The following is a 24,214-nucleotide window of genomic DNA, read 5'->3' as shown; positions in this document are numbered from 1 at the left end:
TGAATACTAACCAAAGCGAATGACCTTCGCAAGGGCAATTTCAACGCATTGTATCAAGTGCGGAAAAAAACAGCAAAAAGCGATTTTTTGTCGATTAAAAAGGCGGCAAGCGTCGCCTTTTTAATTACTTAGCCAGACAAATTACACGCTTTTTACGGCATCAGCGATACGATGGGCGAACTCGTGTACCTTTTCTTCATGCTCGCCTTCCACCATAACGCGAATCAGCGGCTCGGTGCCTGATTTACGCAGCAGTACGCGGCCACGATTGCCCAGCTCGGCTTCCACTTCTGCCGTGACCGCTTTTACGTGTTCATGTTCCAGTGGGTTACCGCTACCTTCGGTAAAGCGGACATTAACCAGCAGCTGCGGGAACATTTTCATTCCGCTACACAGATCGTGCAGGCTCATATGGTTACGCACCATCGCCGCCACCACCTGCAGGCTGGCGACAATCCCATCCCCCGTTGTGGTTTTGTCCAGCAGGATCACATGGCCGGAGTTTTCGGCACCGATGCGCCAGCCTTTCTCCTGCAGTTTTTCCAGCACATAACGGTCACCTACCTTCGCGCGAACGAAAGGAATACCCAGCTGTTTGAGCGCCAGTTCAAGCCCCATGTTGCTCATGAGCGTCCCGACGGCGCCGCCACGCAGTTGCCCCTGGCGCAGACCTTCGCGAGCTATGATGTAGAGGATCTGGTCACCGTCGACTTTATTGCCTTCATGGTCCACCATTATGACCCGATCGCCATCGCCATCGTAGGCAATACCCAGGTCGGCTTTTTCCTCCAGCACGCGCGCCTGCAGAGCACGAACATCCGTCGCTCCGACTTCTTCATTGATGTTGAGTCCATCAGGCTCACAGCCCATGGCGATCACCTGAGCGCCCAGCTCGCGGAAAACACTCGGGGCGATATGGTAAGTCGCGCCGTGAGCGCAATCGACCACCACCTTCAAGGAGTTGAGGCTCAGCTCGTTCGGAAAGGTGCCTTTGCAAAACTCGATATAGCGGCCAGCGGCGTCGACGATACGGCTGGCTTTGCCCAGCTCGGCGGAATCAACGCAGGTCAGCTCTTTTTCCATTTCGGCTTCAATGGCTTCTTCAACTTCATCCGGGAGCTTAGTCCCTTCGATAGAGAAGAATTTAATGCCGTTATCATAGAACGGATTATGCGAAGCGGAGATCACAATTCCGGCCTCCGCGCGGAAGGTTCGCGTCAGATAGGCAATTGCCGGCGTTGGCATTGGGCCGGTAAAAGAAGCCGATAACCCTGCGGCAGCCAGGCCAGCCTCCAGCGCGGACTCCAGCATATAGCCTGAAATACGGGTATCTTTACCGATAATAATCTTGCGCGAACCGTGGCGCGCCAGCACCTTTCCAGCCGCCCAGCCCAGCTTTAAGACAAATTCTGGCGTTATTGGCGCATCGCCTACGCGGCCACGGATACCATCAGTACCAAAATATTTGCGGTTACTCATAACGTTTATTTTCCTTAGCGGCCAGGGTAGCTTCCACCACACGCAGCGCTTCTACCGTTTCTTTGACATCATGGACGCGAATAATCTGCGCGCCCTGCATTGCAGCAATGACTGCGCAAGCCAGGCTGCCATTCAGGCGTTCTTTCGGCCCGACATTAAGCAACTGGCCTACCATCGACTTACGCGACATACCGACCAGTAGCGGAAGACCGAAATGATGGAACTCGCTGAGTCGGGCAAGCAGTTCATAATTATGGGAAAGATTTTTACCGAAACCGAATCCCGGGTCGAGCAGCAATTTATCTTTTGCGATACCGGCCCGCTCGCAGCGCACAATATGTTCGACAAAAAAGCGTTCAACGTCAGCAAAGACATCCGCGTATTTAGGGGCATCCTGCATAGTCTTCGGCTGGCCCTGCATATGCATCAGGCACACCGGCAAGCCGGTTTCCGCCGCAGCCTCCAGCGCTCCCGGCTCGGTTAACGAACGGATATCATTGATGATATGCGCCCCCACGCGCGCTGATTCACGAATCACCTCCGGTTTAGAGGTATCAACGGAGATCCACACTTCGAAGCGCTGGGCAATGGCTTCTACCGTCGGAATGACTCGAGCAAGCTCTTCCTCAACGCTGACATCTGCGGCCCCCGGGCGCGTCGATTCCCCACCGATATCAATAATAGTCGCTCCGGCATTAATCATCAGATTGGCATGTTTAACGGCTTCTACCAGCGTATTGTGAGTCCCGCCGTCAGAGAACGAATCCGGGGTAACGTTAAGAATTCCCATTACATGGGGGTGGGAGAGATCGAGGGTTGAACCCTGGGCTTCAAGTTTCATCGCTATGTCCCTGAGTCAGAGAAAGATTGAAAAAGAAAAACCCCGGAGCAAACGCCCTGGGGTTTTAAAAGTACAACAGCATCAATGACGGCTAACTTATTTGTCGCCCAGCTGTTCTGACATGGTATTACCCGGGTTTGGCGTACGCGGTTCATCAACAGGACGCGGCGCACGAGGCGTGCCGTTATTGTCAGAATTGTTGGACGAACCCGGTTCTTCCCAGCCAGCTGGCGGGCGAACATCGCGGCGAGCCATCAGGTCATCAATCTGCGGAGCATCGATGGTCTCATATTTCATGAGCGCATCTTTCATCGCGTGCAGGATGTCCATGTTATCGTTCAGAAGCTGGCGTGCACGATTGTAGTTACGCTCAATCAGTGACTTCACTTCCTGGTCGATGATACGAGCCGTTTCATCGGACATATGTTTCGCTTTCGCGACGCTGCGGCCAAGGAAAACTTCGCCTTCTTCTTCGGCATACAGCAGCGGGCCGAGTTTGTCAGAGAAGCCCCACTGGGTCACCATGTTACGCGCCAGGTTAGTCGCGACTTTAATGTCGTTAGACGCACCGGTAGAAACATGCTCTACGCCGTAGATAATTTCTTCAGCCAGACGACCGCCGTACAGGGTCGAAATCTGACTTTCCAGCTTCTGACGGCTGGCGCTGATAGCGTCGCCTTCAGGCAGGAAGAAGGTAACACCGAGCGCACGACCGCGCGGAATAATCGTCACTTTGTGCACCGGATCGTGTTCCGGCACCAGACGACCGATAATCGCATGACCCGCTTCGTGGTACGCGGTGGACTCTTTCTGCGCTTCCGTCATCACCATGGAGCGACGTTCCGCACCCATCATGATTTTGTCTTTCGCTTTCTCGAATTCAACCATCGAGACCACACGCTTGTTGCCACGAGCGGCAAACAGCGCAGCTTCGTTTACCAGGTTTGCGAGGTCAGCACCGGAGAAGCCTGGCGTACCGCGGGCGATAATTGCCGCATCGATATCCGGCGCCAGCGGTACGCGACGCATATGCACTTTCAGGATCTGTTCACGACCGCGAACATCCGGCAGACCAACAACAACCTGACGGTCAAAGCGGCCCGGACGCAGCAGCGCAGGGTCAAGAACGTCCGGACGGTTGGTCGCCGCGATAACGATGATACCTTCGTTACCCTCAAAACCATCCATCTCAACCAGCATCTGGTTCAGCGTCTGCTCACGTTCATCGTGACCGCCGCCTAAGCCCGCGCCACGCTGGCGGCCTACGGCGTCGATTTCATCGATAAAGATGATGCACGGTGCCGCTTTCTTGGCCTGTTCGAACATGTCGCGCACGCGAGATGCGCCAACGCCCACGAACATTTCAACGAAGTCAGAACCTGAAATTGTAAAGAATGGAACCTTCGCTTCGCCTGCAATGGCCTTGGCCAGCAGGGTTTTACCGGTACCCGGAGGGCCGACCATCAGGACGCCTTTCGGGATCTTGCCGCCCAGCTTCTGGAAACGGCTCGGTTCACGCAGGTATTCAACCAGTTCACCGACTTCTTCTTTCGCTTCGTCACAACCGGCGACGTCGGCAAAAGTGGTTTTGATCTGGTCTTCCGTCAGCATGCGCGCCTTGCTCTTACCGAACGACATGGCGCCTTTGCCACCGCCGCCCTGCATCTGACGCATGAAGAAGATCCAGACGCCGATAAGAAGCAGCATCGGGAACCAGGAAATGAAGATAGAAGCCAGCAGGCTTGGCTCTTCCGGCGGTTCGCCAACCACTTTGACGTTTTTCGTCAACAGGTTATCAAGCAGCTTCGGATCGTTAACCGGAATGTAAGTCGTGTAACGGTTACTATCTTTCTTGGTAACGTTGATCTCACGTCCGTTGATACGCGCTTCGCGAACCTGGTCCTGATTGACCTCTTGCAGGAAGGTTGAATAATCTACCTTTCGGCCATTCGACTCGCTGGGCCCAAAGCTCTGGAAAACTGACATCAGCACAACGGCAATGACCAGCCAGAGTATTAGGTTTTTCGCCATGTCACTCAAGGGATTAACCTCTTATTACAACTGTGTTAAAAACAGCGTCAGGATACTCTATATCCCGCGTCTTTCAAACTTTCGTTTGAAATCTGCCGGCTATGGTTTACGCCCGGTCGCTACAATATACACTTCACGCGAACGGGCGCGAGAAGAGTCCGGCTTACGAACTTTGACCTTCGTAAACAGGGAGCGAATCTCTCTTAGATACTCATCGAAGCCTTCGCCCTGGAACACCTTCACTACAAAACTACCACCTGGCGCTAATACATCTCGAGCCATTCCAAGCGCCAGCTCCACCAGATACATGGCCCGGGGAATATCCACCGCCGGTGTTCCACACATATTTGGCGCCATATCGGACATGACAACTTGTACTTTACTGTCACCTACACGCTCAAGTAACGCTTTCAGGACTAATTCATCACGAAAGTCGCCCTGAAGGAAGTCCACACCAACGATTGGATCCATAGGTAAAAGATCGCAAGCAATGATGCGGCCGCTGTTACCGATCTGCGTAACCGCGTATTGCGACCAGCCACCGGGTGCAGCGCCGAGGTCAACTATCGTCATCCCCGGTTTAAAAATCTTGTCACTTTGCTGTATTTCATCAAGTTTAAACCAGGCTCGGGAACGTAACCCCTTTTTCTGTGCCTGCTGAACATATTTATCGCTAAAGTGTTCCTGAAGCCAACGACTTGAGCTGGCAGAACGCTTTTTACCTGTCATTTAACATTCCCATTTCGGGTTCATCGTACTTCGCGACGTAAAAATCGACGCGGTAGTTTGGCGATATATGGGAGATGGCGGTAGAATGAACCGTTTTCAATCCCAACGTAAGCAAAAAAATACGATGAATCTGAGTACTAAACAAAAACAGCACCTGAAAGGTCTGGCACATCCGCTCAAGCCGGTAGTTATGCTTGGCAACAATGGTTTGACCGAAGGGGTACTGGCCGAGATTGAACAAGCGTTAGAGCACCATGAACTTATCAAGGTGAAGATCGCCTCGGAAGATCGCGAAACTAAAACCTTGATCGTGGAAGCTATCGTGCGCGAAACCGGCGCCTGTAATGTACAGGTCATCGGTAAAACGCTGGTTCTGTACCGCCCGACTAAAGAGCGTAAAATCTCGCTGCCACGCTAAGAATATCCTGGTTATCGACACAACTTTGTGTAAATCGAGGGTTTTCTGCGGGTAGACGAGCAAAATGCCATGCTCCGGACGTTGATAAAAGGCCGCTACGCGGCCTTTTTCCTTTCTTTACAATCCATCAACATCGTAGCGTTAAATTCGGATTAAAGGTACTCAACCTTGATAATTTCGAATTCGACTTCACCGCCCGGTGTACGGATGACGACAACATCATCCTGTTCTTTACCGATTAAACCACGCGCAATCGGTGAGTTTACAGAGATCAGATTTTGCTTAAAATCGGCCTCGTCATCGCCGACGATACGATAAGTTTGCTCTTCATCGGTATCAAGATTCAGAACGCTGACTGTGGAACCAAAAATCACTCGGCCATTGTTAGGCATTTTGGTGATATCGATGACCTGCGCGTTAGACAGCTTCGCCTCGATATCCTTGATGCGTCCTTCACAGAAACCCTGCTGTTCGCGGGCAGCGTGATACTCAGCATTTTCTTTCAGATCGCCGTGCTCGCGCGCCTCAGCGATAGCCGCGATGATTTCAGGACGACGTACGGACTTCAGGAAATCCAGTTCTTCGCGCAGTTTTTCAGCGCCACGTAAGGTCATCGGAATAGCTTGCATTTGTTATACCTCTTTATCGATCCTTCATGGAGCAGACGCCGCTGCTCCGCAGCCGGTCAAGTCTTGAGCATGGCCGGAGCAAAAGAAAACCGACCCGGAAAGCGATCCCCAGGCCAGCAGCAATTTTCAATTTGATACGTATTTTAACCCGAAGTTCATTATGGGTCATCGTTTACTTTACAGGGCGTTGCACCGTAGTATGACGGACTGGTTTCAGGTTGTTAGCGCGAGATTATGCGATTTCCCAGATTTATCATCGGATTGACTGCCGGTATAGCGATTAGCGCTCATGCGGCGAATATTGACGAGTACATCAATCAGCTTCCTGCGGGCGCAAACCTTGCCTTTATGGCGCAGAAGGTAGGCTCCCCGACGCCGGAGATAGACTACCATAGCCAGCAGATGGCGCTACCCGCCAGCACCCAAAAAGTGATCACCGCGCTGGCCGCGCTGCTGCAGCTGGGTCCGGATTTCCGCTTCACCACGACGCTGGAAACAAAAGGCAGCCTCAGCGGTGGCATCCTGAAAGGAGACCTGATTGCGCGCTTTGGCGGCGACCCTACCCTCAAGCGCCAGGATATTCGTAATATGGTTGCCACGCTGAAGAAAGCAGGCGTCCAGCGAATTGAAGGCAATGTTCTGATCGATACCTCCATTTTCGCCAGTCATGATAAAGCGCCAGGCTGGCCATGGAACGATATGACGCAGTGCTTTAGCGCACCTCCGGCGGCGGCGATTGTCGATCGAAACTGTTTCTCCATCTCGCTTTATAGCGCGCAAAAGCCGGGCGATTTGGCGTTTATCCGCGTGGCGTCTTACTACCCGGTGACCATGTTCAGCCAGGTGCGCACCCTCGCTCGCGGCTCTTCTGAAGCACAATACTGTGAGCTGGACGTGGTTCCCGGCGATCTCAACCGTTACACCCTGACCGGCTGTCTACCGCAGCGCAGCGAGCCGCTGCCGCTGGCTTTTGCCATTCAGGATGGCGCCAGCTATGCCGGCGCGATTCTGAAAGCGGAGCTGACCGACGCCGATATCACCTGGAGCGGTACGCTGCTGCGTCAGACCCTGGCAAACGAGCCGGGTACCGTACTGGCGAGTACGCAATCTGCGCCGCTGCACGATTTGCTGCGTATAATGCTGAAAAAATCGGACAACATGATCGCCGATACGGTGTTTCGCACCATTGGCCATGCTCGCTTCGGCGTGCCGGGAACCTGGCGAGCCGGATCCGATGCCGTACGGCAGATCCTGCGTCAGCAGGCCGGTGTCGATCTCGGGAATACAATCATTGCCGATGGCTCAGGCCTGTCGCGCCATAACCTGATCGCGCCAGCGACGATGATGCAGGTGCTACAGTACATCGCCCAGCATGATAACGCGCTCAACTTTATCTCGATGCTGCCCCTGGCTGGCCACGATGGCTCTCTGCAATACCGCGCGGGTCTGCATCAGGCAGACGTTGACGGCAAAGTTTCGGCGAAAACGGGCTCACTGCAGGGGGTGTATAACCTGGCTGGATTCATTACCACGGCCAGCGGGCAGAAGATGGCGTTCGTGCAGTATTTATCAGGCTACGCCGTGCCTCCGGCCGACCAGCGTAACCGACGTATTCCGCTGGTGCGCTTCGAAAGCCGCTTGTATAAAGACCTGTATCAGAATAATTAAGCAAAAGGGCCGCATCTTCTGCGGCCCTTTTAGTTTACCCGGAATTAACGTTTATAGATGAATTCGACACCTTCTTCGTCGTCTTCGTCCCAATCGTCATCCCAGTCTTCATCATCTTCCACTTCAGCTTCTTCAAGCTGCTGACGGTGGTAGTCATCCCACATAAACTCGACTTTTTCTGCGGGCTTCGCTTCTTCCGCATGCACTATCGGGTTTTCGATGATAAAGGTCATGACATCCCAGCACAGGTCTTTTACGCCCTGCTGGCTGGCGGCGGAAATCAGATAGAACTTATCTTCCCAGCCCAGCGCTTGCGCGATGGCTTTCGCTTTCTCTTCCGCCTCAGCTTTATCCATCAGGTCAATCTTGTTAAAGACCAGCCAGCGCGGCTTAGAAGCCAGTTTCTCACTGTATTTTTCCAGCTCGCCGATGATGATCCGCGCATTCTCAACCGGATCGGAACCGTCAATCGGCTCAATATCGATGAGATGCAGCAGTACGCGGCAACGCTCCAGGTGCTTCAGGAAGCGAATGCCGAGGCCTGCGCCTTCAGCTGCGCCTTCAATCAGCCCAGGGATGTCGGCCACCACGAAGCTCTTCTCGTTGTCCATACGCACCACGCCGAGGCTCGGTACCAGCGTAGTGAACGGGTAGTCAGCAACTTTAGGCTTCGCCGCGGAAACGGCGCGAATGAAGGTCGATTTACCCGCATTAGGCATCCCCAGCATTCCGACATCCGCCAGCAGCATCAGCTCCAGCTGCAGATCGCGCTTATCGCCCGGCGTCCCCATCGTCTTTTGACGCGGAGTACGGTTAACGGACGATTTGAAACGGGTGTTGCCGAGACCGTGCCAGCCGCCTTTAGCGACCATCAGGCGCTGACCATGTTTGGTCATATCACCCATCGTCTCGCCGGTGCCCTGGTCAATCACGCGGGTCCCTACCGGCACTTTCACCGTCACGTCTTTACCGCGTTTGCCGGTACAATCGCGGCTCTGGCCGTTCTGCCCGCGTTCGGCGCGGAAAGACTTCTCAAAACGGTAGTCGATCAGGGTATTCAGGTTTTCGTCCGCCTCGAGCCAGACATCACCACCGTCGCCGCCGTCGCCGCCGTCGGGGCCGCCTTTCGGGATATATTTTTCGCGGCGGAAGCTAACGCAACCATTGCCGCCATCACCTGCTACGACCAGGATCGTTGCTTCATCAACAAACTTCATTTTACTCTCCGTAAATCATTCGCCTGAGCGGGGGAGCGGCACAACCGCTTCTCGCTTACGCCACCGTCCCCAAAGACGGTGGCCGACGGCGGAATACATCGCGCCCGCAACCACGACAAACGCACCGAGATAACCCATCAGGTTCAACAGCGGTCTGGCGAAAACGTCGGGCCAGGCCAGTGATAATAAATCTGAAAATAGCAGCGTAAATAACGGCGTTAAGGTAATCAACGCGCTCACCTGCGCCGCCTGCCAGCGCGCCATGGCTTCCGCCAGCGCACCGTAGCCCACCAGGGTATTGAGCCCGCAAAAAACCAGACAGGCCAGCTGCCAGTCGCTTAATGCCAGCACCTGTGAAGGCGTTGCTAATGGCAATAGCGATATCGTACATAAAGTGTACAGCAAAAAAAGGATTTGCTGCGATGCCAGACGGCGCAATAACACCTTTTGCGCGACGCCGTAGCTCACCCACACCGTCGCGGCGCCTACGCCGAAAATTACCCCCCATGTGTAGTCCGTCAGGCGGGTAAATATCTCAATCAGGCTGGTGTTAAAAAACATCACCAGACCGCTCACCAGCATTAGCGCTCCCGCAACCTGGGTGCCGCGCATTTTCTCTTTAAGGATAAAAACGCTGGCCACCATCATGCCGACCGGGGACAGCTGGCCAATCACCTGAGAAGCGGTGGGGCTGAGATATTGCAAGGAAGAACTAAACAGAATGAAGTTACCGAACAAACCACCCGTCGCAATGACCAGCAGTATCAACCAGCGCGGCTTGCGAAAAATACGCAGCGGAGGCAGTTTTCTTTTCATGGCCAGAATGGCGCCGAGACCAATACTTGCCATCAAAAAGCGGTAAAACACCACCGTCGGCGGTTCCATCACTTCAAGAACCTGCTTCATTGCGATCGGCAAAGCGCCCCAACACATCGCCGTGGTGAGCGCTAAAATAATGCCGATGCCGGCCTGCTGCTTCATGCCCGTTTTCCCTGCAGAAAATTTTCCGGGTTTTCAATGTAAAAAGCCCCGCAACACGTTGCGGGGCTTTAATCCGTTACCGGACCACGAAAAACTTACTCAGCAACGATGCTGATGTATTTACGGTTGTTCGGGCCTTTAACTTCGAATTTCACTTTACCGTCTGCTTTAGCAAACAGAGTGTGGTCACGACCGCAACCTACGTTAGTGCCAGCGTGGAATTTGGTACCACGTTGACGAACGATGATGCTACCCGCCAGAACGGATTCGCCACCGAAACGCTTAACGCCTAGGCGTTTAGCTTCTGAATCGCGACCGTTACGAGTTGAGCCGCCAGCCTTTTTATGTGCCATTTAAATCTCTCCTCAGGTCTTAGGCGCTGATGCCAGTAATTTTCACATCAGTGAACCACTGACGATGGCCCTGCTGCTTACGGTAGTGTTTACGACGACGAAACTTAACGATTTTAACTTTCTCGCCACGACCATGTGCAACAACTTCAGCTTTAATTACGCCGCCCTCAACGAAAGGAACGCCGATTTTAATTTCTTCACCGTTTGCGATCATCAGCACTTCAGCGAACTCAACAGCTTCGCCAGTTGCGATGTCCAGCTTTTCCAGGCGAATGGTTTGACCTTCGCTTACTCGGTGTTGTTTACCACCACTTTGGAAAACCGCGTACATATAGAACTCCGCTTCCGCGCACCTCTTCGTATGATTCAGAGTGCGCTATAAATATTCACAATAGGGCGCGAATATTACGCAAAACGCGAGCCTTTGACAAGAGCGATCAGCGATCAACGCAGAAAAAAAACACAACTTTCACTCCAGCGTTTATCTACGGCAATTTTTCAGTACAATCACATCTTCTTTTAATTCTGTCTTAATCCTTCTGTGATCCTATTCGGATACGCGATAACAGGACATTTGGCCCGGCTTTTGCGATGAATTTAGAAAAAATCAATGAGTTAACCGCGCAGGATATGGCGGGCGTCAATGCGACAATTCTTGAGCAACTCGACTCTGATGTTCAGCTTATCAATCAGTTAGGCTATTACATTGTTAGCGGAGGCGGTAAACGCATTCGTCCGATGATCGCCGTACTGGCCGCGCGTGCCGTTGGATATCAGGGCAACGCTCATGTCGCCATTGCCGCGCTGATCGAATTTATCCACACCGCCACCCTGCTGCATGATGATGTCGTCGATGAGTCTGATATGCGTCGCGGAAAAGCCACAGCAAACGCCGCTTTTGGTAATGCCGCTAGCGTGCTGGTTGGTGATTTCATCTACACCCGCGCCTTTCAGATGATGACCAGCCTTGGCTCGCTGAGAGTTCTGGAAGTGATGTCGGAAGCCGTTAACGTTATCGCTGAAGGCGAAGTGCTGCAGTTGATGAACGTCAACGATCCGGACATCACCGAAGAAAACTACATGCGGGTTATTTACAGCAAGACTGCCCGTCTGTTTGAAGCTGCAGCTCAGTGCTCCGGTATTCTGGCCGACTGTACCGCGGAACAAGAAAAAGCGTTACAGGATTACGGACGCTATCTGGGGACCGCTTTCCAGCTGATCGATGATTTGCTGGACTACAGTTCTGACGGCGAGCGACTCGGTAAAAACGTCGGTGACGATCTGAATGAAGGCAAACCTACCCTTCCGCTGCTGCACGCGATGCGGCACGGCAACGCCGAACAATCCGCCATGATCCGCGGAGCGATTGAACAGGGTAACGGTCGTCATCTTCTTGAAGCCGTGCTGGAAACCATGGCCACCTGTGGTTCGCTTGAATGGACCCAAAAACGCGCGGAGGAAGAAGCTGATAAAGCTATTGCCGCGCTTCAGGTCCTTCCCGATTCTCCATGGCGGGAAGCGCTAATTGGCCTCGCCCACATCGCTGTACAGCGCGATCATTAATTCCCGCCCTCCTTTCCCGCGTCAATCGCGGGAAAGTTCCAATAAACTCCTGTAAACTCAAAAGCTGCTTTATTTCTTGATATATTCCTAATATCCCATCCATTAAAAGAACTTGTTAGAACATTACTGGAACTCAAGGTATAGTCATTTTGTCGCCCATTAAGGACGAACGGAATGTTTAATACCAGGAGAATTTATGGATAAGTTCATCGACTGGCATCCGGCGGATATTATTGCCGGATTACGCAAAAAAGGGACGTCGCTGGCAGCTGAATCGCGGCGTAATGGTTTAAGTTCTTCAACGCTTGCCAACGCGTTGACTCGTCCCTGGCCCAAAGGCGAGCTGATTATTGCGAATGCGCTGGAAACCGATCCGTGGGTGATATGGCCATCGCGCTATCACGACCCCCATACCCATCAGTTTATCGACAGAACGCAGATGATGCGTCAGAGGAAGAATAACAAGTAAAGCGAGGTTGCAGAAAACAGCCCCCGGACCAACGTCAGAGGGCTGCTGCTACAGGCTTATTCGCCTTTGACGCGTTCGATATTCGCGCCCAGCGCCTGCAGTTTGTCTTCGATACGCTCGTAGCCGCGGTCAATGTGGTAAATACGATCGACAATCGTCGTACCTTCCGCGATACAGCCCGCCAGTACCAGGCTGGCTGACGCGCGCAGATCCGTCGCCATTACCTGAGCGCCAGAAAGCTGCTGCACGCCGTGGCAAATCGCCGTGTTGCTTTCGATTTCCGCATGCGCACCCATACGGATCAGTTCCGGAATATGCATAAAACGGTTTTCGAAGATCGTCTCGGTGATCACCCCTGTTCCCTCAGCAACCAGATTCAGTAATGTGAACTGGGCCTGCATGTCGGTCGGGAAGCCCGGGTGTGGGGCAGTACGCACGTTGACAGCCTTCGGCCGGTTGCCATGCATGTCGAGGCTAATCCAGTCCTCGCCCGTTTCGATATCCGCGCCGGCATCACGTAGCTTCGCCAGAACCGCATCCAGGGTATCGGGCTGAGCATTGCGGCACAAAATCTTACCGCCAGAAATCGCCGCTGCCACCAGGAACGTCCCGGTTTCAATACGATCCGGCAGAACGCGGTACACGCCGCCACCGAGGCGCGCTACGCCTTCGATGGTGATACGATCGGTACCCTGACCTTTGATTTTCGCGCCCAGCGTATTAAGGAAGTTTGCGGTATCAACGATTTCCGGCTCACGCGCGGCGTTTTCGATAACGGTCGTGCCTTCCGCCAGCGTCGCTGCGCTCATGATGGTCACGGTTGCGCCAACGCTGACCTTGTCCATCACGATATGCGCGCCTTTCAGACGGCCGTTGACCGACGCCTTAACATACCCTTCTTCCAGTTTGATTTCCGCGCCCAACTGCTCAAGGCCGGTAATGTGTAAATCAACGGGGCGCGCGCCGATAGCGCAGCCGCCAGGCAGAGATACCTGACCCTGGCCAAAGCGGGCCACCAGCGGCCCCAGCGCCCAAATAGACGCGCGCATAGTTTTAACGAGATCATACGGAGCACAGAAAACGTCGACCGGGCCGGCATCAATCCAGACGGAGCCGTTGCGCTTAACGTTCGCGCCCAGCTGGCTCAGCAGTTTCATGGTGGTATCGATGTCTTTCAGCTTCGGTACGTTTTGGATCTCAATCGGCTCTTCGGCTAATAGCGCGGAAAAGAGGATTGGCAGGGCGGCGTTTTTCGCGCCGGAAATGGTGACCTCGCCCTGAAGGCGAGTTGGCCCCTGAACACGGAATTTATCCATTGATTCTGTTCTCTGTTAAGAATTCACATACGCTGCGAGGAACATCCCCACAGCTTATAAGCCATTAAGTTTGCGGTCTCGCGCCCACTCCTGCGGAGTAAACGCTTTAATCGACAGAGCATGGATGCGGTTATCGGCAATATATTCCATCAGCGGGGCGTAGATAGCCTGTTGCTTCTTGACCCGGCTCATGCCGTCGAACATCTCACCCACAGCAATAACCTGAAAGTGGCTGCCATCGCCAGAGACGTGGACTTCCTGAAGGGAGAGTGCGTTCATCAGCACGGTCTGAATTTCATGATTTTCCATGGGCTACATTTATCTGATAGTGAAAACAGCCCAACATCTTAGAGGAAAGTGGCGCTGTCTTAAACAAGCAAAAAGCCCCATCGAAAAGTTTGATGGGGCTTTCAGAATAGCTTCAGCAGTAAGGCACTGAAAAATTTATGGGATCATATCAGCAGGAAGGTTATACAACCTGACCAGGGTTTGCAGATTTTCACTCTTACCGATCAATTTCGCTTCCCGACCCTGCCGACGAATCAGCGCGATAAAATGCACCAATAGCGCCAGTCCGGCGGTATCCACGCGGGTCACTGCGCTCAGGTCAATTGCCGACACGCCATCCGTCGCCTGAGCGCGTGCATCCCACAGCGGGACCAGGAGATCCTGATCCAGCTCTCCGCGCAGCGCCAGCGTCTCACCATCGCGAGCCCAGCTCAGCTGCCCGGTCATTATTTTTTCTGTTCCAGGGTAATCGGCTGCGCGGAGCTTGCCTTCAGCTGCGCCGTCAGACCATCAACGCCTTTGGTGCGCAGCAGGTCGCTCCACTCATTTTGTTTAGTGGTGATCATGCTCACCCCTTCCGCAATCATGTCGTACGCCTGCCAGTTGCCGGTCTGGGTATTTTTACGCCACTGGAAATCCAGACGCACCGGCGGACGGCCATTCGGGTCAAGGATCGTGACGCGGATAGGGATAATAGTCGCATCGCCCAGAGGCTGCTCCGGCGCTATCTGGTAGGTCTGACCGTGGTACATCGCCAGCGCCTGGCCGTAGGCCTGCTTCAGATATTCACGGAAGGCGGCAAAATAGGCTTCACGCTGCGCCGGGGTCGCTTCTTTGTAATAACGCCCCAGCACCAGCGCACCGGCGTATTTTACCTGAACGTACGGCAGCAATTCCTGATCGACGATTTCGCGCAGGTAGTTCGGATTAGCCTGAATCTTCGGCTGCTCGTTTTTCAGGCGGTCGAAGGTTTTCTGCGCCGCTTCGTTCATCAGCTTATACGGATTGGACTGGTCCGCGGCGGTAGCCGCAGTCAATGGGGCAATCACCAGCATGGCGACCATTAGTAAGCGTTTAAACATGTCTTCTCTCTCCTGAAATTAATGCGTCGTGCCGGCAGGCGGCGTAGCGTCAGTATGACTCTCTCCAGCAGCCTGTTCATCGCCAGAATTCTTATTGTCACTACCTTTACTGTTGTAGAGGAACTGGCCTATCAAATCTTCCAGCACCATGGCGGATTTGGTGTCCTGAATGGTGCCGCCATCTTTAAGGATAGCCGTTCCCAGCTCAGGGTCTTCAAACCCGATGTTCATCGCCAGGTACTGTTCGCCCAGCAGACCGGAAGTTCTGATCGCCAGCGAACTGGTATCGGGGATATGGTTATAGCGCTCATCAATATCGAGAGCCACGCGAGGCAGGTAGGTTTTAGGATCGAGGGTAATATCCGCCACGCGTCCTACGACCACGCCGCCAATTCGCACCGGTGAGCGCGCTTTCAGACCGCCGATATTGTCAAAAGTGGCATAGAGCCGGTAGGTCGGTTCAGTACGTATAGAGGTCACGTTTGCCGCCTTCAGGCAGACAAACAGCGCCGCCAGCAGCGCCACCAGTAAGAATACCCCAACCCAGATTTCATTTTTTCTCGTTTGCATGAACTCAATTCCCAAACATCAGCGCAGTCAGCACAAAATCCAGCCCCAGAACCGCCAGCGACGCATGTACTACCGTACGCGTCGTCGCCCGGCTAATCCCGGCGGAAGTGGGGATAGCGTCATAACCGTTAAATAACGCGATCCATGTTACCGTAATGGCGAAAACCAGACTCTTAATCAGGCAGTTGACCAGATCCATCCGCCAGTCGACGGCATTTTGCATCGCCGTCCAGAAGAAGCCGGCATCAATGCCCTTCCAGTTAACCCCAACCAGCGAACCGCCCCATACGCCGACCGCCACAAAAATAATGGTTAGCAACGGCAGTGAAATCACCCCGGCCCAGAAACGCGGTGAAATCACGCGGCGAAGCGGGTCGACCGCCATCATCTCCATGCTGGAGAGTTGTTCAGTGGCGCGCATCAGACCAATTTCGGCCGTCAATGCCGAACCGGCACGTCCGGCAAACAGCAGCGCGGCAACAACCGGCCCCAGTTCACGCAGCAGCGACAGCGCCACCAGCATGCCGAGGCTGGTTTCAGCGCTATAGGTGGTTAACACCAGATAGCCCTGCAGACCCAGCACCATACCGATGAACAACCCCGATACAATAATGATCAGCATCGACAGCACGCCAACGTTATACAGCTGGCGTACCAGCAGCGGCGCATGCTTGCGAAACTCAGGCTTGCCCACAACTGCGTTGAAGAGCATCAATCCAGCACGCCCGAACGTCGCGATAGTTTTAATACCGCGATGTCCGAGCGCGGCTAGCGCATTTAACAACATGAGTCGCTTAACTCCCTTTGCCCAATAAATCATGATGATAATCACCCGCCGGATAGCGGAACGGCACCGGGCCGTCAGCGATACCATCAATGAACTGACGAACGCGAGGATCGGCATTTTCACGCAGCGACTGCGCGCTCCCATGCGCCACGACTTTTTTGTCCGCCACAATATACGCAAAGTCCGCAATGCTGAGCACTTCCGGCACATCATGCGAAACTACGATACAGGTGACACCCAGGGTGCTGTTGAGTTCAGAAATCAATTTCACCAGTACCCCCATCGTAATGGGGTCCTGTCCGACAAAGGGCTCATCGAACATGATGAGATCAGGTTCCAGCGCAATCGCCCTCGCCAGCGCAGCACGGCGCGCCATCCCCCCCGAAAGTTCGGAAGGCATCAGCTTAGCGGCTCCGCGAAGGCCGACGGCTTCCAGCTTCATCATTACCGTGCTGTGCAGCAGCGCTTCCGGCAGACGAGTATGCTCGCGCAGCGGATAGGCGACGTTATCAAACACGTTCATGTCGGTGAACAGCGCGCCGGATTGAAACAGCATGCTCATACGCTTGCGCACGGTGTACAGGCGCGAGCGCGACATCTGCGGTACGTTTTCACCATCAAACAGGATCTCGCCCTTGTCCGGCAGGATCTGGCCGCCGATCAGGCGTAACAGGGTGGTTTTGCCGATCCCTGATGGCCCCATAATCGCGGTGATCTTTCCGCGGGGTACCGATAGCGAGATATCATCGAAGATCACGCGATCGCCCCGCGAGAAGCGAATACCGCGCACTTCGACTAGATTCGCCAAACTCTGGCTCATAAAATCATCCTTACTAGACACCCTTCGGGCTAAGCATGGCGCTTTCTTTCACCACAAACCCAACATTTTTACAGAATCTTACCTGCCCAGGTTAGCGAAAGCTGGCATTTGTTTTACTTTTGGCACACATAAAGTCAAAATTAAGAATTCGTTACGCTGCCTACGGACGGCCAGCGAGGCGACGATTATACCTGAATAAAGGACTTTAGATGCTCTTAGCGACGGCTCTGTTAATTATTGGTTTATTGCTGGTTGTCTACAGCGCCGATCGTCTGGTCTACGCCGCTTCAATACTCTGCCGTATGCTGGGGATCCCTCCCCTGATTATTGGCATGACGGTGGTAAGCATCGGAACCAGCTTACCGGAAACGATCGTTTCCGCCGCCGCTTCTCTGCATGGGCAAACCGATTTAGCGATCGGAACGGCTCTCGGATCGAATATCACCAACATCCTGCTGATCCTCGGCCTCACAGCTCTGTTTCAACCTTTTACCGTGCATTCTGATATCCTGCGCCGCGAATTGCCGTTAATGTTGCTGGTCAGTTTACTGGCGGGATTCGTGCTGTACGACGGACAGCTCACGCGGATAGACGGCCTTTTTTTGCTGGCGCTGGCCATATTATGGCTGCTGTTTACCATTAAAATCGCCCGCCTGGCAGAGCGTCAGGGGAACGACAGCCTGACCCGCGAACAGCTGGCGGAGCTGCCGCGGGAGGGTTCGCTTCCCGTCGCGCTGCTCTGGTTGGGCGTTGCGATGATAGTGATGCCGATGGCCACGCGAATGGTCGTTGATAACGCCACGGTTCTGGCGAACTTTTTTGCCATCAGCGAACTGACCGTCGGCTTAACGGTCGTCGCGATAGGCACCAGCCTGCCCGAGCTGGCTACCGCCATTGCCGGAGCGCGCAAAGGCGAGAACGATATCGCCATCGGCAATATCATTGGCGCTAATATTCTGAATATTGTACTGGTCCTCGGGCTCCCCGCGCTGATTGCGCCGGGTACCTTTGCCGCCGAGGCCTTTACCCGCGACTATGGCGTTATGCTGCTGGTCAGCCTGATCTTCGCTGCGCTGTGCTGGCGCCGTAAGCAGCAGCCAGGTCGCCTTGCCGGCGCCCTGCTGGTTGGCGGTTTTATGCTTTGGTTAGCGATGCTGTACTGGACAGCGCCGCTCTTCGTTGAATGATTCGGGATAACATTATGTCGCAAACAGATTTGCCAGCGGATTTTGACTTTCAACGGGCAGGCCGTGAGGTTCTGGAAATTGAACGTGAAGGTCTGGCCCAGCTCGATCAATATATTAATGAAGATTTTACCCGTGCCTGTGAGACCATCTTCCGCTGTAACGGTAAAGTTGTGGTGATGGGGATGGGCAAATCCGGCCATATCGGGCGAAAAATGGCGGCGACGTTTGCCAGCACCGGTACTTCATCTTTCTTCGTTCACCCCGGAGAGGCCGCGCACGGCGATTTGGGTATGGTCACCCCCTGCGATGTGGTGATTGCGCTGTCCAACTCCGGCGAATCAAACGAAATCCTCGCCCTGATCCCGGTGCTTAAGCGCCAGCAGGTGTCGCTGATTTGTATCACCAGCCGACCGGACAGCAGCATGGCGCGCGCGGCGGATATTCATCTGTGCGTAAAGGTGCCCAAAGAGGCTTGCCCGTTAGGGCTGGCTCCGACATCCAGCACCACCGCCGCGCTGGTCATGGGCGATGCGCTTGCCGTAGCGCTGCTGGAAGCCCGCGGTTTTACCGCAGAGGATTTTGCGCTATCGCATCCCGGCGGCGCGCTGGGCCGTAAGCTACTGCTGCGGGTCAATGATATCATGCACACCGGTGATGAAATTCCGCACGTGAGCCTGGAGGCTACGCTGCGCGATGCGCTGCTGGAAATCACGCGCAAAAATTTAGGCATGACTGCCATTTGCGATGATGAGATGAATATCATCGGCATCTTCACCGATGGCGATCTGCGCCGCGTATTTGATACCGGTATTGATATGCGTAACGCCAGCATTGCCGAGGTGATGACGCGAGGCGGTATCCGTATCCGTCCCGGCACTCTGGCCGTTGATGCGCTCAACCTGATGCAGTCCCGTCATATCACCTGCGTACTGGTTGCCGATGGCGACCGCCTGGTAGGTGTGATACATATGCACGATCTCCTGCGCGCGGGCGTAGTGTAAGTAAGGAAAAAATAATGAATAATGCTGATGCCCTGATCGCGACCTGCTATGGGCCGGTGAGCCAGGACTTTATTGACCGGGCGGCAAAAATCCGTTTACTCATACTTGATGTGGACGGCGTTCTATCCGACGGCGTTATCTACATGGGCAATAACGGTGAAGAGCTGAAAGCGTTTAACGTGCGCGATGGCTACGGCATCCGCTGCGCCCTGACTTCAGATATTGAAGTGGCGATAATTACCGGGCGAAAAGCTAAACTGGTGGAAGATCGCTGCCAAACGCTGGGCATCAGGCATCTGTACCAGGGACAGTCCGATAAGCTGCTGGCGTTCCATGAACTATTGAATAAGCTGGCCGTTGATGCTGATGAAGTCGCCTACATTGGCGACGATCTGATTGACTGGCCGGTGATGGCTAAAGTGGGTTTAAGTGTAGCGGTAGCCGATGCGCATCCGTTGCTGCTCCCGCGCGCGGATTACGTCACGCGTATTAACGGCGGTCGCGGAGCGGTACGGGAAGTATGCGATTTGCTACTATTGGCGCAGGGCAAGCTGGATGAGGCCAAAGGGCAATCTATATGAGTAAAACCAGACGTTGGGTTATCATTTTACTGTCGCTGGTCGCGCTGATTCTGATCGGCCTGAACCTGGCGAGTACGGACGATACGACCCAGCAAGCGATCAATCCTGATGACCCAACGTATACCAGCGAACATACCGATACCGTCGTGTATAGTCCCGAGGGGGCGCTTAACTACCGGCTCATCGCTGAACACGTGGAGTACTTCTCCGCGCAGCAGCTGTCGTGGTTTGCCAAACCGGTGATGACCACCTTTGATACGAATAAAGCACCAACCTGGTCTATCAAAGCGGATAAAGCTAAGTTGACCAATGATCGCATGCTGTATCTTTACGGGCACGTTGAAGTCGATGCGCTGTCGGCTGACTCTCAACTGCGCAAAATTACGACGGATAACGCCCAGATAAACCTGGTGACGCAGGATGTTACCTCCGATGACATGGTGACGTTGTACGGAACAACATTTAATTCCAGCGGCCTGAAAATGCGCGGGAACCTGCGCAGCAAAAATGCCGAGCTGATTGAAAAGGTTAGAACCTCATATGAAATTCAGAACAAACAAACTCAGCCTTAAGATTGCGCTCGCCAGCGCCTTACTGGCGGCCAGCCTGTCGGCTCAGGCAAAGACGGGTGATACCGATCAGCCGATTCACATTGAATCCGATCAGCAGTCGCTGGATATGCAGGGCAACGTCGTGACCTTTACGGGGAATGTTGTCGTCACTCAGGGAACCATCAAAATCAATGCCGACAAAGTCGTTGTGACCCGTCCTGGCGGCGAAAAAGGTAAAGAGGTTATCGATGGCTACGGTAACCCTGCCACCTTCTACCAGATGCAGGACAACGGCAAGCCGGTGAAAGGCCGCGCGTCGAAAATGCATTATGAACTGCAAAATGACTTTGTCGTCCTGACCGGCAATGCGCATCTGGAGCAGGTCGATAGCAATATCCAGGGTGACAAAATCACTTACCTGGTGAAAGAACAAAAAATGCAGGCTTTCAGCAATAAAGGCGGGCGCGTGACCACGGTTCTGGTTCCTTCGCAGCTGCAGGACAAAAGTGGCGATCAGTCAAAGAAAGGTAAGTAATTCGTTATGGCAACATTAACTGCAAAGAACCTTGCTAAAGCCTATAAAGGCCGCCGCGTCGTGGAAGATGTCAGTCTGACCGTGAACTCGGGCGAAATTGTAGGCCTGCTCGGCCCAAACGGCGCCGGTAAAACGACCACCTTCTATATGGTCGTTGGCATCGTACCGCGCGACGCAGGGAATATTATCATCGATGACGAAGATATTAGCCTGCTGCCGCTGCACGCGCGCGCGCGTCGCGGAATCGGCTATCTCCCTCAGGAAGCCTCTATTTTTCGCCGCCTGAGCGTATACGATAACCTGATGGCGGTATTGCAGATTCGCGACGACCTGAGCACCGAACAGCGTGAAGATCGCGCGAAAGAGCTCATGGAAGAGTTTCACATTGAGCACCTGCGCGACAGTCTCGGTCAGGCGCTCTCCGGTGGTGAACGCCGCCGCGTTGAAATCGCCCGCGCGCTGGCCGCTAATCCGAAATTCATCCTGCTTGATGAACCCTTCGCCGGCGTTGACCCCATTTCCGTTATCGACATCAAACGTATTATTGAACACCTGCGCGACAGCGGCCTCGGCGTGTTGATTACCGACCATAACGTCAGGGAAACGCTGGCCGTTTGCGAACGCGCTTATATCGTCAGCCAGGGCCACCTGATTGCTCACGGTACGCCACAGCAAATCCTTGAAGACGAGCAGGTTAAGCGCGTGTATCTTGGGGAAGACTTCAGACTCTGATAGGGTAGAGGTTCCAGACGTTTTAGCCGGAGATATTGGCCCTGAATATGAAGCAAGGTTTGCAATTAAGGCTAAGCCAACAGCTTGCCATGACGCCACAACTGCAGCAGGCGATTCGTTTACTGCAGTTGTCTACGTTAGAACTCCAGCAAGAACTCCAGCAGGCGCTGGACAGCAACCCGTTGCTGGAGCAAACCGATCTTCACGATGAGGTAGAAACCAAAGAGGCCGAGGATCGCGAATCTCTGGATACCGTCGATGCCCTTGAGCAGAAAGAGATGCCCGACGAGCTGCCGCTTGATGCCCGCTGGGATGAGATCTATACCGCGGGAACGCCCTCAGGCAACGGCGTCGATTATCAGGATGATGAACTGCCCGTCTATCAGGGCGAGACCACGCAAAGCCTGCAGGATTACCTGATGTGGCAGGTTGAACTCACGCCATTTACCGATACCGATCGCGCCATTGCGACCTCAATCGTCGATGCCGTTGATGACACAGGGTACCTGACTATTCCTGTCGAAGAGATCGTTGAAAGTATTGGCGATGATGAAATCGGACTTGAAGAAGTTGAAGCGGTGCTCAAGCGCATCCAGCGTTTCGACCCCGTCGGCGTGGCGGCGAAAGACTTGCGCGATTGCCTGCTGGTTCAGCTTTCACAGTTTGCCAAAGAGACGCCGTGGATTGATGAAGCTCGCCTGATCATCAGCGATCATCTCGATCTGCTGGCCAACCATGACTTCCGTACTCTGATGCGCGTTACCCGCCTGAAAGAAGAGGTGTTAAAGGAAGCGGTGAATCTGATCCAATCGCTGGATCCGCGCCCGGGCCAGTCGATTCAAACTGGCGAGCCGGAATATGTCATCCCTGACGTGCTGGTGCGTAAGGTTCACGATCGTTGGGTTGTCGAACTCAATTCAGATAGCCTTCCCCGCCTGAAGATCAATCAGCACTATGCGGCAATGGGTAACAGCGCGCGCAATGATGCTGACGGCCAGTTTATCCGCAGCAATCTCCAGGAAGCCCGCTGGCTTATCAAGAGCCTGGAGAGCCGCAACGACACCCTGCTGCGCGTCAGCCGCTGCATCGTCGAACAGCAGCAGGCCTTTTTTGAACAAGGTGAAGAGTTTATGAAGCCGATGGTGCTGGCGGATATCGCTCAGGCCGTCGAAATGCATGAATCCACTATTTCACGCGTTACCACGCAAAAATACCTGCACAGTCCACGCGGTATTTTTGAGCTGAAGTATTTCTTCTCCAGCCATGTGAACACCGAAGGCGGCGGCGAAGCATCGTCGACGGCCATTCGCGCGCTGGTGAAGAAATTAATCGCCGCGGAAAACCCCGCGAAACCATTGAGTGACAGTAAGCTCACCACCATGCTGTCCGATCAGGGTATTATGGTGGCGCGGCGAACCGTTGCTAAGTACCGAGAGTCTTTATCCATCCCGCCGTCGAATCAGCGCAAGCAGCTGGTTTGACCCAACCGATAAGGAAGACACTATGCAGCTCAACATTACAGGACACAACGTCGAAATAACTCCCGCCATGCGCGATTTCGTGACGGCGAAGTTCAGCAAACTGGAGCAGTTTTTCGACAGGATCAATCAGGTCTATATTGTGTTAAAAGTGGAGAAGGTGACGCAAATTGCGGACGCCAATCTGCATGTCAACGGTGGCGAAATCCATGCCAGTGCGGAAGGGCAGGATATGTATGCTGCTATCGATGGCCTTATCGATAAGCTGGCAAGACAGTTAACAAAACATAAAGATAAACTGAAACAACACTAATTGTCCGGGCAATAGCCTACGCCAACCGCCTGCAGGCGGTTGGCCAGGGTGAGCTCAGGTGAAATTATGATAAATAACGATTCGGCTCTACAACTGAGCAATGTCCTTAACCAGGAATGTACCCGTAGCCAGGTTCACTGCCAGAGCAAAAAGCGCGCGCTGGAAATCATCAGCGAGCTGGCGGCAAAGCAGTTAGGCTTAGCGCCCCAGGTGGTGTTCGAGGCGATTCTCACCCGTGAGAAAATGGGCAGTACCGGGATTGGTAACGGCATTGCGATCCCCCACGGTAAACTCGAAGAGGATACGCTGCGGGCCGTGGGCGTTTTTGTTCAACTGGAAACCCCGATTGCCTTTGATGCTATCGACAATCAACCTGTCGATCTGCTGTTTGCCCTTCTCGTCCCGGCCGATCAAACTAAAACGCATCTGCATACGCTCTCGCTGGTGGCGAAGCGCCTGGCAGATAAAACTATTTGCCGCCGTCTGCGCGCTGCACAAAGTGATGAAGAGCTCTATGAAATCATCACTGAAGCGGGAAGCAACAATGAGGCATAACGGAAGTCGCACCTTACTCTTTTTCGTACTGAGGAGAAAC

At 53.9% G+C, this 24,214-nt stretch carries 29 protein-coding genes; 13 read left to right on the top strand and 16 right to left on the bottom strand.

Annotated elements, in window-relative coordinates; translation table 11 throughout:
- Positions 1-141 precede the first annotated feature (141 nt).
- The 4 genes from glmM to rlmE all read right to left on the bottom strand — a co-directional run bounded on the left by glmM (position 142) and on the right by rlmE (position 5,080).
- Positions 142-1,479, bottom strand: a complete 1,338-nt coding sequence (glmM, locus tag ACSIPU_RS15970; RefSeq protein ID WP_004106105.1) for a phosphoglucosamine mutase — start codon at positions 1,477-1,479, stop codon at positions 142-144.
- Entirely contained in the window at positions 1,472-2,320 is an 849-nt protein-coding gene (gene folP, locus ACSIPU_RS15965) for a dihydropteroate synthase (protein WP_004106106.1), read from the bottom strand. The genes glmM and folP overlap by 8 nt, the downstream gene beginning before the upstream one ends.
- Positions 2,321-2,416: 96 nt before the next feature.
- The gene (ftsH, locus tag ACSIPU_RS15960; protein WP_004854549.1) at positions 2,417-4,351 is read right to left on the bottom strand and encodes an ATP-dependent zinc metalloprotease FtsH; all 1,935 of its coding nucleotides are present in this window, start codon (positions 4,349-4,351) and stop codon (positions 2,417-2,419) included.
- 99 nt (positions 4,352-4,450) lie between these two features.
- Positions 4,451-5,080, bottom strand: a complete 630-nt coding sequence (gene rlmE, locus ACSIPU_RS15955) for a 23S rRNA (uridine(2552)-2'-O)-methyltransferase RlmE (RefSeq protein WP_004106110.1) — start codon at positions 5,078-5,080, stop codon at positions 4,451-4,453.
- 124 nt (positions 5,081-5,204) lie between these two features.
- On the opposite strand from rlmE, the gene yhbY reads away from it, so the two are divergent.
- Positions 5,205-5,498 (top strand): ribosome assembly RNA-binding protein YhbY, encoded by a 294-nt coding sequence (gene yhbY, locus ACSIPU_RS15950; protein WP_004139797.1) that lies wholly within the window; start codon positions 5,205-5,207, stop codon positions 5,496-5,498.
- A 152-nt stretch (positions 5,499-5,650) separates the two neighbouring features.
- On the opposite strand, the gene greA is transcribed toward yhbY, so the two are convergent.
- Complete coding sequence (greA, locus tag ACSIPU_RS15945) at positions 5,651-6,127, bottom strand: transcription elongation factor GreA (RefSeq protein ID WP_004106115.1); 477 nt, start codon at positions 6,125-6,127, stop codon at positions 5,651-5,653.
- 234 nt (positions 6,128-6,361) lie between these two features.
- On the opposite strand from greA, the gene dacB reads away from it, so the two are divergent.
- Positions 6,362-7,795, top strand: coding sequence for a serine-type D-Ala-D-Ala carboxypeptidase (gene dacB / locus ACSIPU_RS15940; RefSeq protein WP_196558152.1), 1,434 nt, complete (start codon positions 6,362-6,364; stop codon positions 7,793-7,795).
- A gap of 44 nt (positions 7,796-7,839) precedes the next feature.
- Here dacB and cgtA read toward each other — a convergent pair whose 3' ends face one another.
- The 4 genes from cgtA to rplU all read right to left on the bottom strand — a co-directional run bounded on the left by cgtA (position 7,840) and on the right by rplU (position 10,677).
- Entirely contained in the window at positions 7,840-9,012 is a 1,173-nt protein-coding gene (gene cgtA / locus ACSIPU_RS15935) for an Obg family GTPase CgtA (protein ID WP_004106119.1), read from the bottom strand.
- Positions 9,013-9,027: 15 nt separating this feature from the next.
- A complete protein-coding gene (locus ACSIPU_RS15930; RefSeq protein ID WP_004106120.1) occupies positions 9,028-9,993 on the bottom strand; it encodes a DMT family transporter in 966 nt (321 codons plus the stop codon).
- 95 nt (positions 9,994-10,088) lie between these two features.
- On the bottom strand, positions 10,089-10,346 hold the full coding sequence (gene rpmA, locus ACSIPU_RS15925; protein WP_003861831.1) for a 50S ribosomal protein L27: 258 nt from the start codon (positions 10,344-10,346) through the stop codon (positions 10,089-10,091).
- Between the two features lie 19 nt (positions 10,347-10,365).
- The gene (rplU, locus tag ACSIPU_RS15920; RefSeq protein ID WP_004106123.1) at positions 10,366-10,677 is read right to left on the bottom strand and encodes a 50S ribosomal protein L21; all 312 of its coding nucleotides are present in this window, start codon (positions 10,675-10,677) and stop codon (positions 10,366-10,368) included.
- 260 nt (positions 10,678-10,937) lie between these two features.
- On the opposite strand from rplU, the gene ispB reads away from it, so the two are divergent.
- The gene (gene ispB / locus ACSIPU_RS15915) at positions 10,938-11,909 is read left to right on the top strand and encodes an octaprenyl diphosphate synthase (RefSeq protein WP_004106125.1); all 972 of its coding nucleotides are present in this window, start codon (positions 10,938-10,940) and stop codon (positions 11,907-11,909) included.
- Between the two features lie 196 nt (positions 11,910-12,105).
- Complete coding sequence (sfsB, locus tag ACSIPU_RS15910; RefSeq protein ID WP_004106127.1) at positions 12,106-12,378, top strand: DNA-binding transcriptional regulator SfsB; 273 nt, start codon at positions 12,106-12,108, stop codon at positions 12,376-12,378.
- 56 nt (positions 12,379-12,434) lie between these two features.
- Here the strand turns inward: sfsB and murA are convergent, their stop codons facing one another.
- The 7 genes from murA to mlaF all read right to left on the bottom strand — a co-directional run bounded on the left by murA (position 12,435) and on the right by mlaF (position 17,241).
- Complete coding sequence (gene murA, locus ACSIPU_RS15905; protein WP_004106129.1) at positions 12,435-13,694, bottom strand: UDP-N-acetylglucosamine 1-carboxyvinyltransferase; 1,260 nt, start codon at positions 13,692-13,694, stop codon at positions 12,435-12,437.
- 54 nt (positions 13,695-13,748) lie between these two features.
- Complete coding sequence (gene ibaG / locus ACSIPU_RS15900; RefSeq protein ID WP_004106141.1) at positions 13,749-14,003, bottom strand: BolA family iron metabolism protein IbaG; 255 nt, start codon at positions 14,001-14,003, stop codon at positions 13,749-13,751.
- A 135-nt stretch (positions 14,004-14,138) separates the two neighbouring features.
- Positions 14,139-14,429 (bottom strand): lipid asymmetry maintenance protein MlaB, encoded by a 291-nt coding sequence (gene mlaB, locus ACSIPU_RS15895; RefSeq protein WP_004106144.1) that lies wholly within the window; start codon positions 14,427-14,429, stop codon positions 14,139-14,141.
- Positions 14,429-15,064 carry a phospholipid-binding protein MlaC gene (gene mlaC / locus ACSIPU_RS15890; RefSeq protein ID WP_004106146.1) on the bottom strand — a complete coding sequence of 212 codons (636 nt, stop codon included), beginning with the start codon at positions 15,062-15,064 and terminating at the stop codon, positions 14,429-14,431. The genes mlaB and mlaC overlap by 1 nt, the downstream gene beginning before the upstream one ends.
- A gap of 18 nt (positions 15,065-15,082) precedes the next feature.
- Positions 15,083-15,634, bottom strand: coding sequence for an outer membrane lipid asymmetry maintenance protein MlaD (mlaD, locus tag ACSIPU_RS15885; RefSeq protein WP_004106149.1), 552 nt, complete (start codon positions 15,632-15,634; stop codon positions 15,083-15,085).
- A gap of 4 nt (positions 15,635-15,638) precedes the next feature.
- On the bottom strand, positions 15,639-16,421 hold the full coding sequence (mlaE, locus tag ACSIPU_RS15880) for a lipid asymmetry maintenance ABC transporter permease subunit MlaE (RefSeq protein WP_004106151.1): 783 nt from the start codon (positions 16,419-16,421) through the stop codon (positions 15,639-15,641).
- Between the two features lie 7 nt (positions 16,422-16,428).
- Positions 16,429-17,241 (bottom strand): phospholipid ABC transporter ATP-binding protein MlaF, encoded by an 813-nt coding sequence (gene mlaF, locus ACSIPU_RS15875; protein WP_049593654.1) that lies wholly within the window; start codon positions 17,239-17,241, stop codon positions 16,429-16,431.
- A 209-nt stretch (positions 17,242-17,450) separates the two neighbouring features.
- Between mlaF and ACSIPU_RS15870 the strand changes: the two genes are divergently transcribed.
- The 9 genes from ACSIPU_RS15870 to ptsN all read left to right on the top strand — a co-directional run bounded on the left by ACSIPU_RS15870 (position 17,451) and on the right by ptsN (position 24,174).
- Complete coding sequence (locus ACSIPU_RS15870; protein WP_004106154.1) at positions 17,451-18,428, top strand: calcium/sodium antiporter; 978 nt, start codon at positions 17,451-17,453, stop codon at positions 18,426-18,428.
- Positions 18,425-19,429: an arabinose-5-phosphate isomerase KdsD gene (kdsD, locus tag ACSIPU_RS15865; RefSeq protein ID WP_004115845.1), complete on the top strand. Its 1,005-nt coding sequence runs from the start codon at positions 18,425-18,427 to the stop codon at positions 19,427-19,429. Before ACSIPU_RS15870 ends, kdsD begins: the two co-directional genes overlap by 4 nt.
- 14 nt (positions 19,430-19,443) lie before the next feature.
- On the top strand, positions 19,444-20,010 hold the full coding sequence (kdsC, locus tag ACSIPU_RS15860; protein ID WP_004106158.1) for a 3-deoxy-manno-octulosonate-8-phosphatase KdsC: 567 nt from the start codon (positions 19,444-19,446) through the stop codon (positions 20,008-20,010).
- A complete protein-coding gene (gene lptC, locus ACSIPU_RS15855) occupies positions 20,007-20,582 on the top strand; it encodes an LPS export ABC transporter periplasmic protein LptC (RefSeq protein WP_004106160.1) in 576 nt (191 codons plus the stop codon). The genes kdsC and lptC overlap by 4 nt, the downstream gene beginning before the upstream one ends.
- Entirely contained in the window at positions 20,551-21,096 is a 546-nt protein-coding gene (gene lptA / locus ACSIPU_RS15850) for a lipopolysaccharide ABC transporter substrate-binding protein LptA (protein WP_004106163.1), read from the top strand. The genes lptC and lptA overlap by 32 nt, the downstream gene beginning before the upstream one ends.
- 6 nt (positions 21,097-21,102) lie before the next feature.
- Complete coding sequence (gene lptB / locus ACSIPU_RS15845; protein WP_004106165.1) at positions 21,103-21,828, top strand: LPS export ABC transporter ATP-binding protein; 726 nt, start codon at positions 21,103-21,105, stop codon at positions 21,826-21,828.
- Positions 21,829-21,875: 47 nt separating this feature from the next.
- Entirely contained in the window at positions 21,876-23,309 is a 1,434-nt protein-coding gene (gene rpoN / locus ACSIPU_RS15840; protein WP_133497544.1) for an RNA polymerase factor sigma-54, read from the top strand.
- Positions 23,310-23,331: 22 nt separating this feature from the next.
- Positions 23,332-23,619 carry a ribosome hibernation promoting factor gene (hpf, locus tag ACSIPU_RS15835; protein ID WP_004106167.1) on the top strand — a complete coding sequence of 96 codons (288 nt, stop codon included), beginning with the start codon at positions 23,332-23,334 and terminating at the stop codon, positions 23,617-23,619.
- 66 nt (positions 23,620-23,685) lie between these two features.
- Positions 23,686-24,174 carry a PTS IIA-like nitrogen regulatory protein PtsN gene (ptsN, locus tag ACSIPU_RS15830; RefSeq protein WP_004106168.1) on the top strand — a complete coding sequence of 163 codons (489 nt, stop codon included), beginning with the start codon at positions 23,686-23,688 and terminating at the stop codon, positions 24,172-24,174.
- Positions 24,175-24,214 lie beyond the last annotated feature (40 nt).

The sequence above is a fragment of the Klebsiella sp. HN106 genome (assembly GCF_051209435.1).
Lineage (GTDB): Bacteria > Pseudomonadota > Gammaproteobacteria > Enterobacterales > Enterobacteriaceae > Klebsiella > Klebsiella oxytoca.
Note: the sequence above shows the minus strand (reverse complement) of the source record. Positions and strands in the feature narration are given on the sequence as shown.

Excerpts from the sequence above, each read along its gene's own strand:
- glmM (WP_004106105.1), bottom strand. The coding sequence starts at position 1,479 with ATGAGTAACCGCAAATATTTTGGTACTGATGGTATCCGTGGCCGCGTA.
- folP (WP_004106106.1), bottom strand. The coding sequence starts at position 2,320 with ATGAAACTTGAAGCCCAGGGTTCAACCCTCGATCTCTCCCACCCCCAT.
- ftsH (WP_004854549.1), bottom strand. The coding sequence starts at position 4,351 with ATGGCGAAAAACCTAATACTCTGGCTGGTCATTGCCGTTGTGCTGATG.
- rlmE (WP_004106110.1), bottom strand. The coding sequence starts at position 5,080 with ATGACAGGTAAAAAGCGTTCTGCCAGCTCAAGTCGTTGGCTTCAGGAA.
- yhbY (WP_004139797.1), top strand. The coding sequence starts at position 5,205 with ATGAATCTGAGTACTAAACAAAAACAGCACCTGAAAGGTCTGGCACAT.
- greA (WP_004106115.1), bottom strand. The coding sequence starts at position 6,127 with ATGCAAGCTATTCCGATGACCTTACGTGGCGCTGAAAAACTGCGCGAA.
- dacB (WP_196558152.1), top strand. The coding sequence starts at position 6,362 with ATGCGATTTCCCAGATTTATCATCGGATTGACTGCCGGTATAGCGATT.
- cgtA (WP_004106119.1), bottom strand. The coding sequence starts at position 9,012 with ATGAAGTTTGTTGATGAAGCAACGATCCTGGTCGTAGCAGGTGATGGC.
- ACSIPU_RS15930 (WP_004106120.1), bottom strand. The coding sequence starts at position 9,993 with ATGAAGCAGCAGGCCGGCATCGGCATTATTTTAGCGCTCACCACGGCG.
- rpmA (WP_003861831.1), bottom strand. The coding sequence starts at position 10,346 with ATGGCACATAAAAAGGCTGGCGGCTCAACTCGTAACGGTCGCGATTCA.
- rplU (WP_004106123.1), bottom strand. The coding sequence starts at position 10,677 with ATGTACGCGGTTTTCCAAAGTGGTGGTAAACAACACCGAGTAAGCGAA.
- ispB (WP_004106125.1), top strand. The coding sequence starts at position 10,938 with ATGAATTTAGAAAAAATCAATGAGTTAACCGCGCAGGATATGGCGGGC.
- sfsB (WP_004106127.1), top strand. The coding sequence starts at position 12,106 with ATGGATAAGTTCATCGACTGGCATCCGGCGGATATTATTGCCGGATTA.
- murA (WP_004106129.1), bottom strand. The coding sequence starts at position 13,694 with ATGGATAAATTCCGTGTTCAGGGGCCAACTCGCCTTCAGGGCGAGGTC.
- ibaG (WP_004106141.1), bottom strand. The coding sequence starts at position 14,003 with ATGGAAAATCATGAAATTCAGACCGTGCTGATGAACGCACTCTCCCTT.
- mlaB (WP_004106144.1), bottom strand. The coding sequence starts at position 14,429 with ATGACCGGGCAGCTGAGCTGGGCTCGCGATGGTGAGACGCTGGCGCTG.
- mlaC (WP_004106146.1), bottom strand. The coding sequence starts at position 15,064 with ATGTTTAAACGCTTACTAATGGTCGCCATGCTGGTGATTGCCCCATTG.
- mlaD (WP_004106149.1), bottom strand. The coding sequence starts at position 15,634 with ATGCAAACGAGAAAAAATGAAATCTGGGTTGGGGTATTCTTACTGGTG.
- mlaE (WP_004106151.1), bottom strand. The coding sequence starts at position 16,421 with ATGTTGTTAAATGCGCTAGCCGCGCTCGGACATCGCGGTATTAAAACT.
- mlaF (WP_049593654.1), bottom strand. The coding sequence starts at position 17,241 with ATGAGCCAGAGTTTGGCGAATCTAGTCGAAGTGCGCGGTATTCGCTTC.
- ACSIPU_RS15870 (WP_004106154.1), top strand. The coding sequence starts at position 17,451 with ATGCTCTTAGCGACGGCTCTGTTAATTATTGGTTTATTGCTGGTTGTC.
- kdsD (WP_004115845.1), top strand. The coding sequence starts at position 18,425 with ATGATTCGGGATAACATTATGTCGCAAACAGATTTGCCAGCGGATTTT.
- kdsC (WP_004106158.1), top strand. The coding sequence starts at position 19,444 with ATGAATAATGCTGATGCCCTGATCGCGACCTGCTATGGGCCGGTGAGC.
- lptC (WP_004106160.1), top strand. The coding sequence starts at position 20,007 with ATGAGTAAAACCAGACGTTGGGTTATCATTTTACTGTCGCTGGTCGCG.
- lptA (WP_004106163.1), top strand. The coding sequence starts at position 20,551 with ATGAAATTCAGAACAAACAAACTCAGCCTTAAGATTGCGCTCGCCAGC.
- lptB (WP_004106165.1), top strand. The coding sequence starts at position 21,103 with ATGGCAACATTAACTGCAAAGAACCTTGCTAAAGCCTATAAAGGCCGC.
- rpoN (WP_133497544.1), top strand. The coding sequence starts at position 21,876 with ATGAAGCAAGGTTTGCAATTAAGGCTAAGCCAACAGCTTGCCATGACG.
- hpf (WP_004106167.1), top strand. The coding sequence starts at position 23,332 with ATGCAGCTCAACATTACAGGACACAACGTCGAAATAACTCCCGCCATG.
- ptsN (WP_004106168.1), top strand. The coding sequence starts at position 23,686 with ATGATAAATAACGATTCGGCTCTACAACTGAGCAATGTCCTTAACCAG.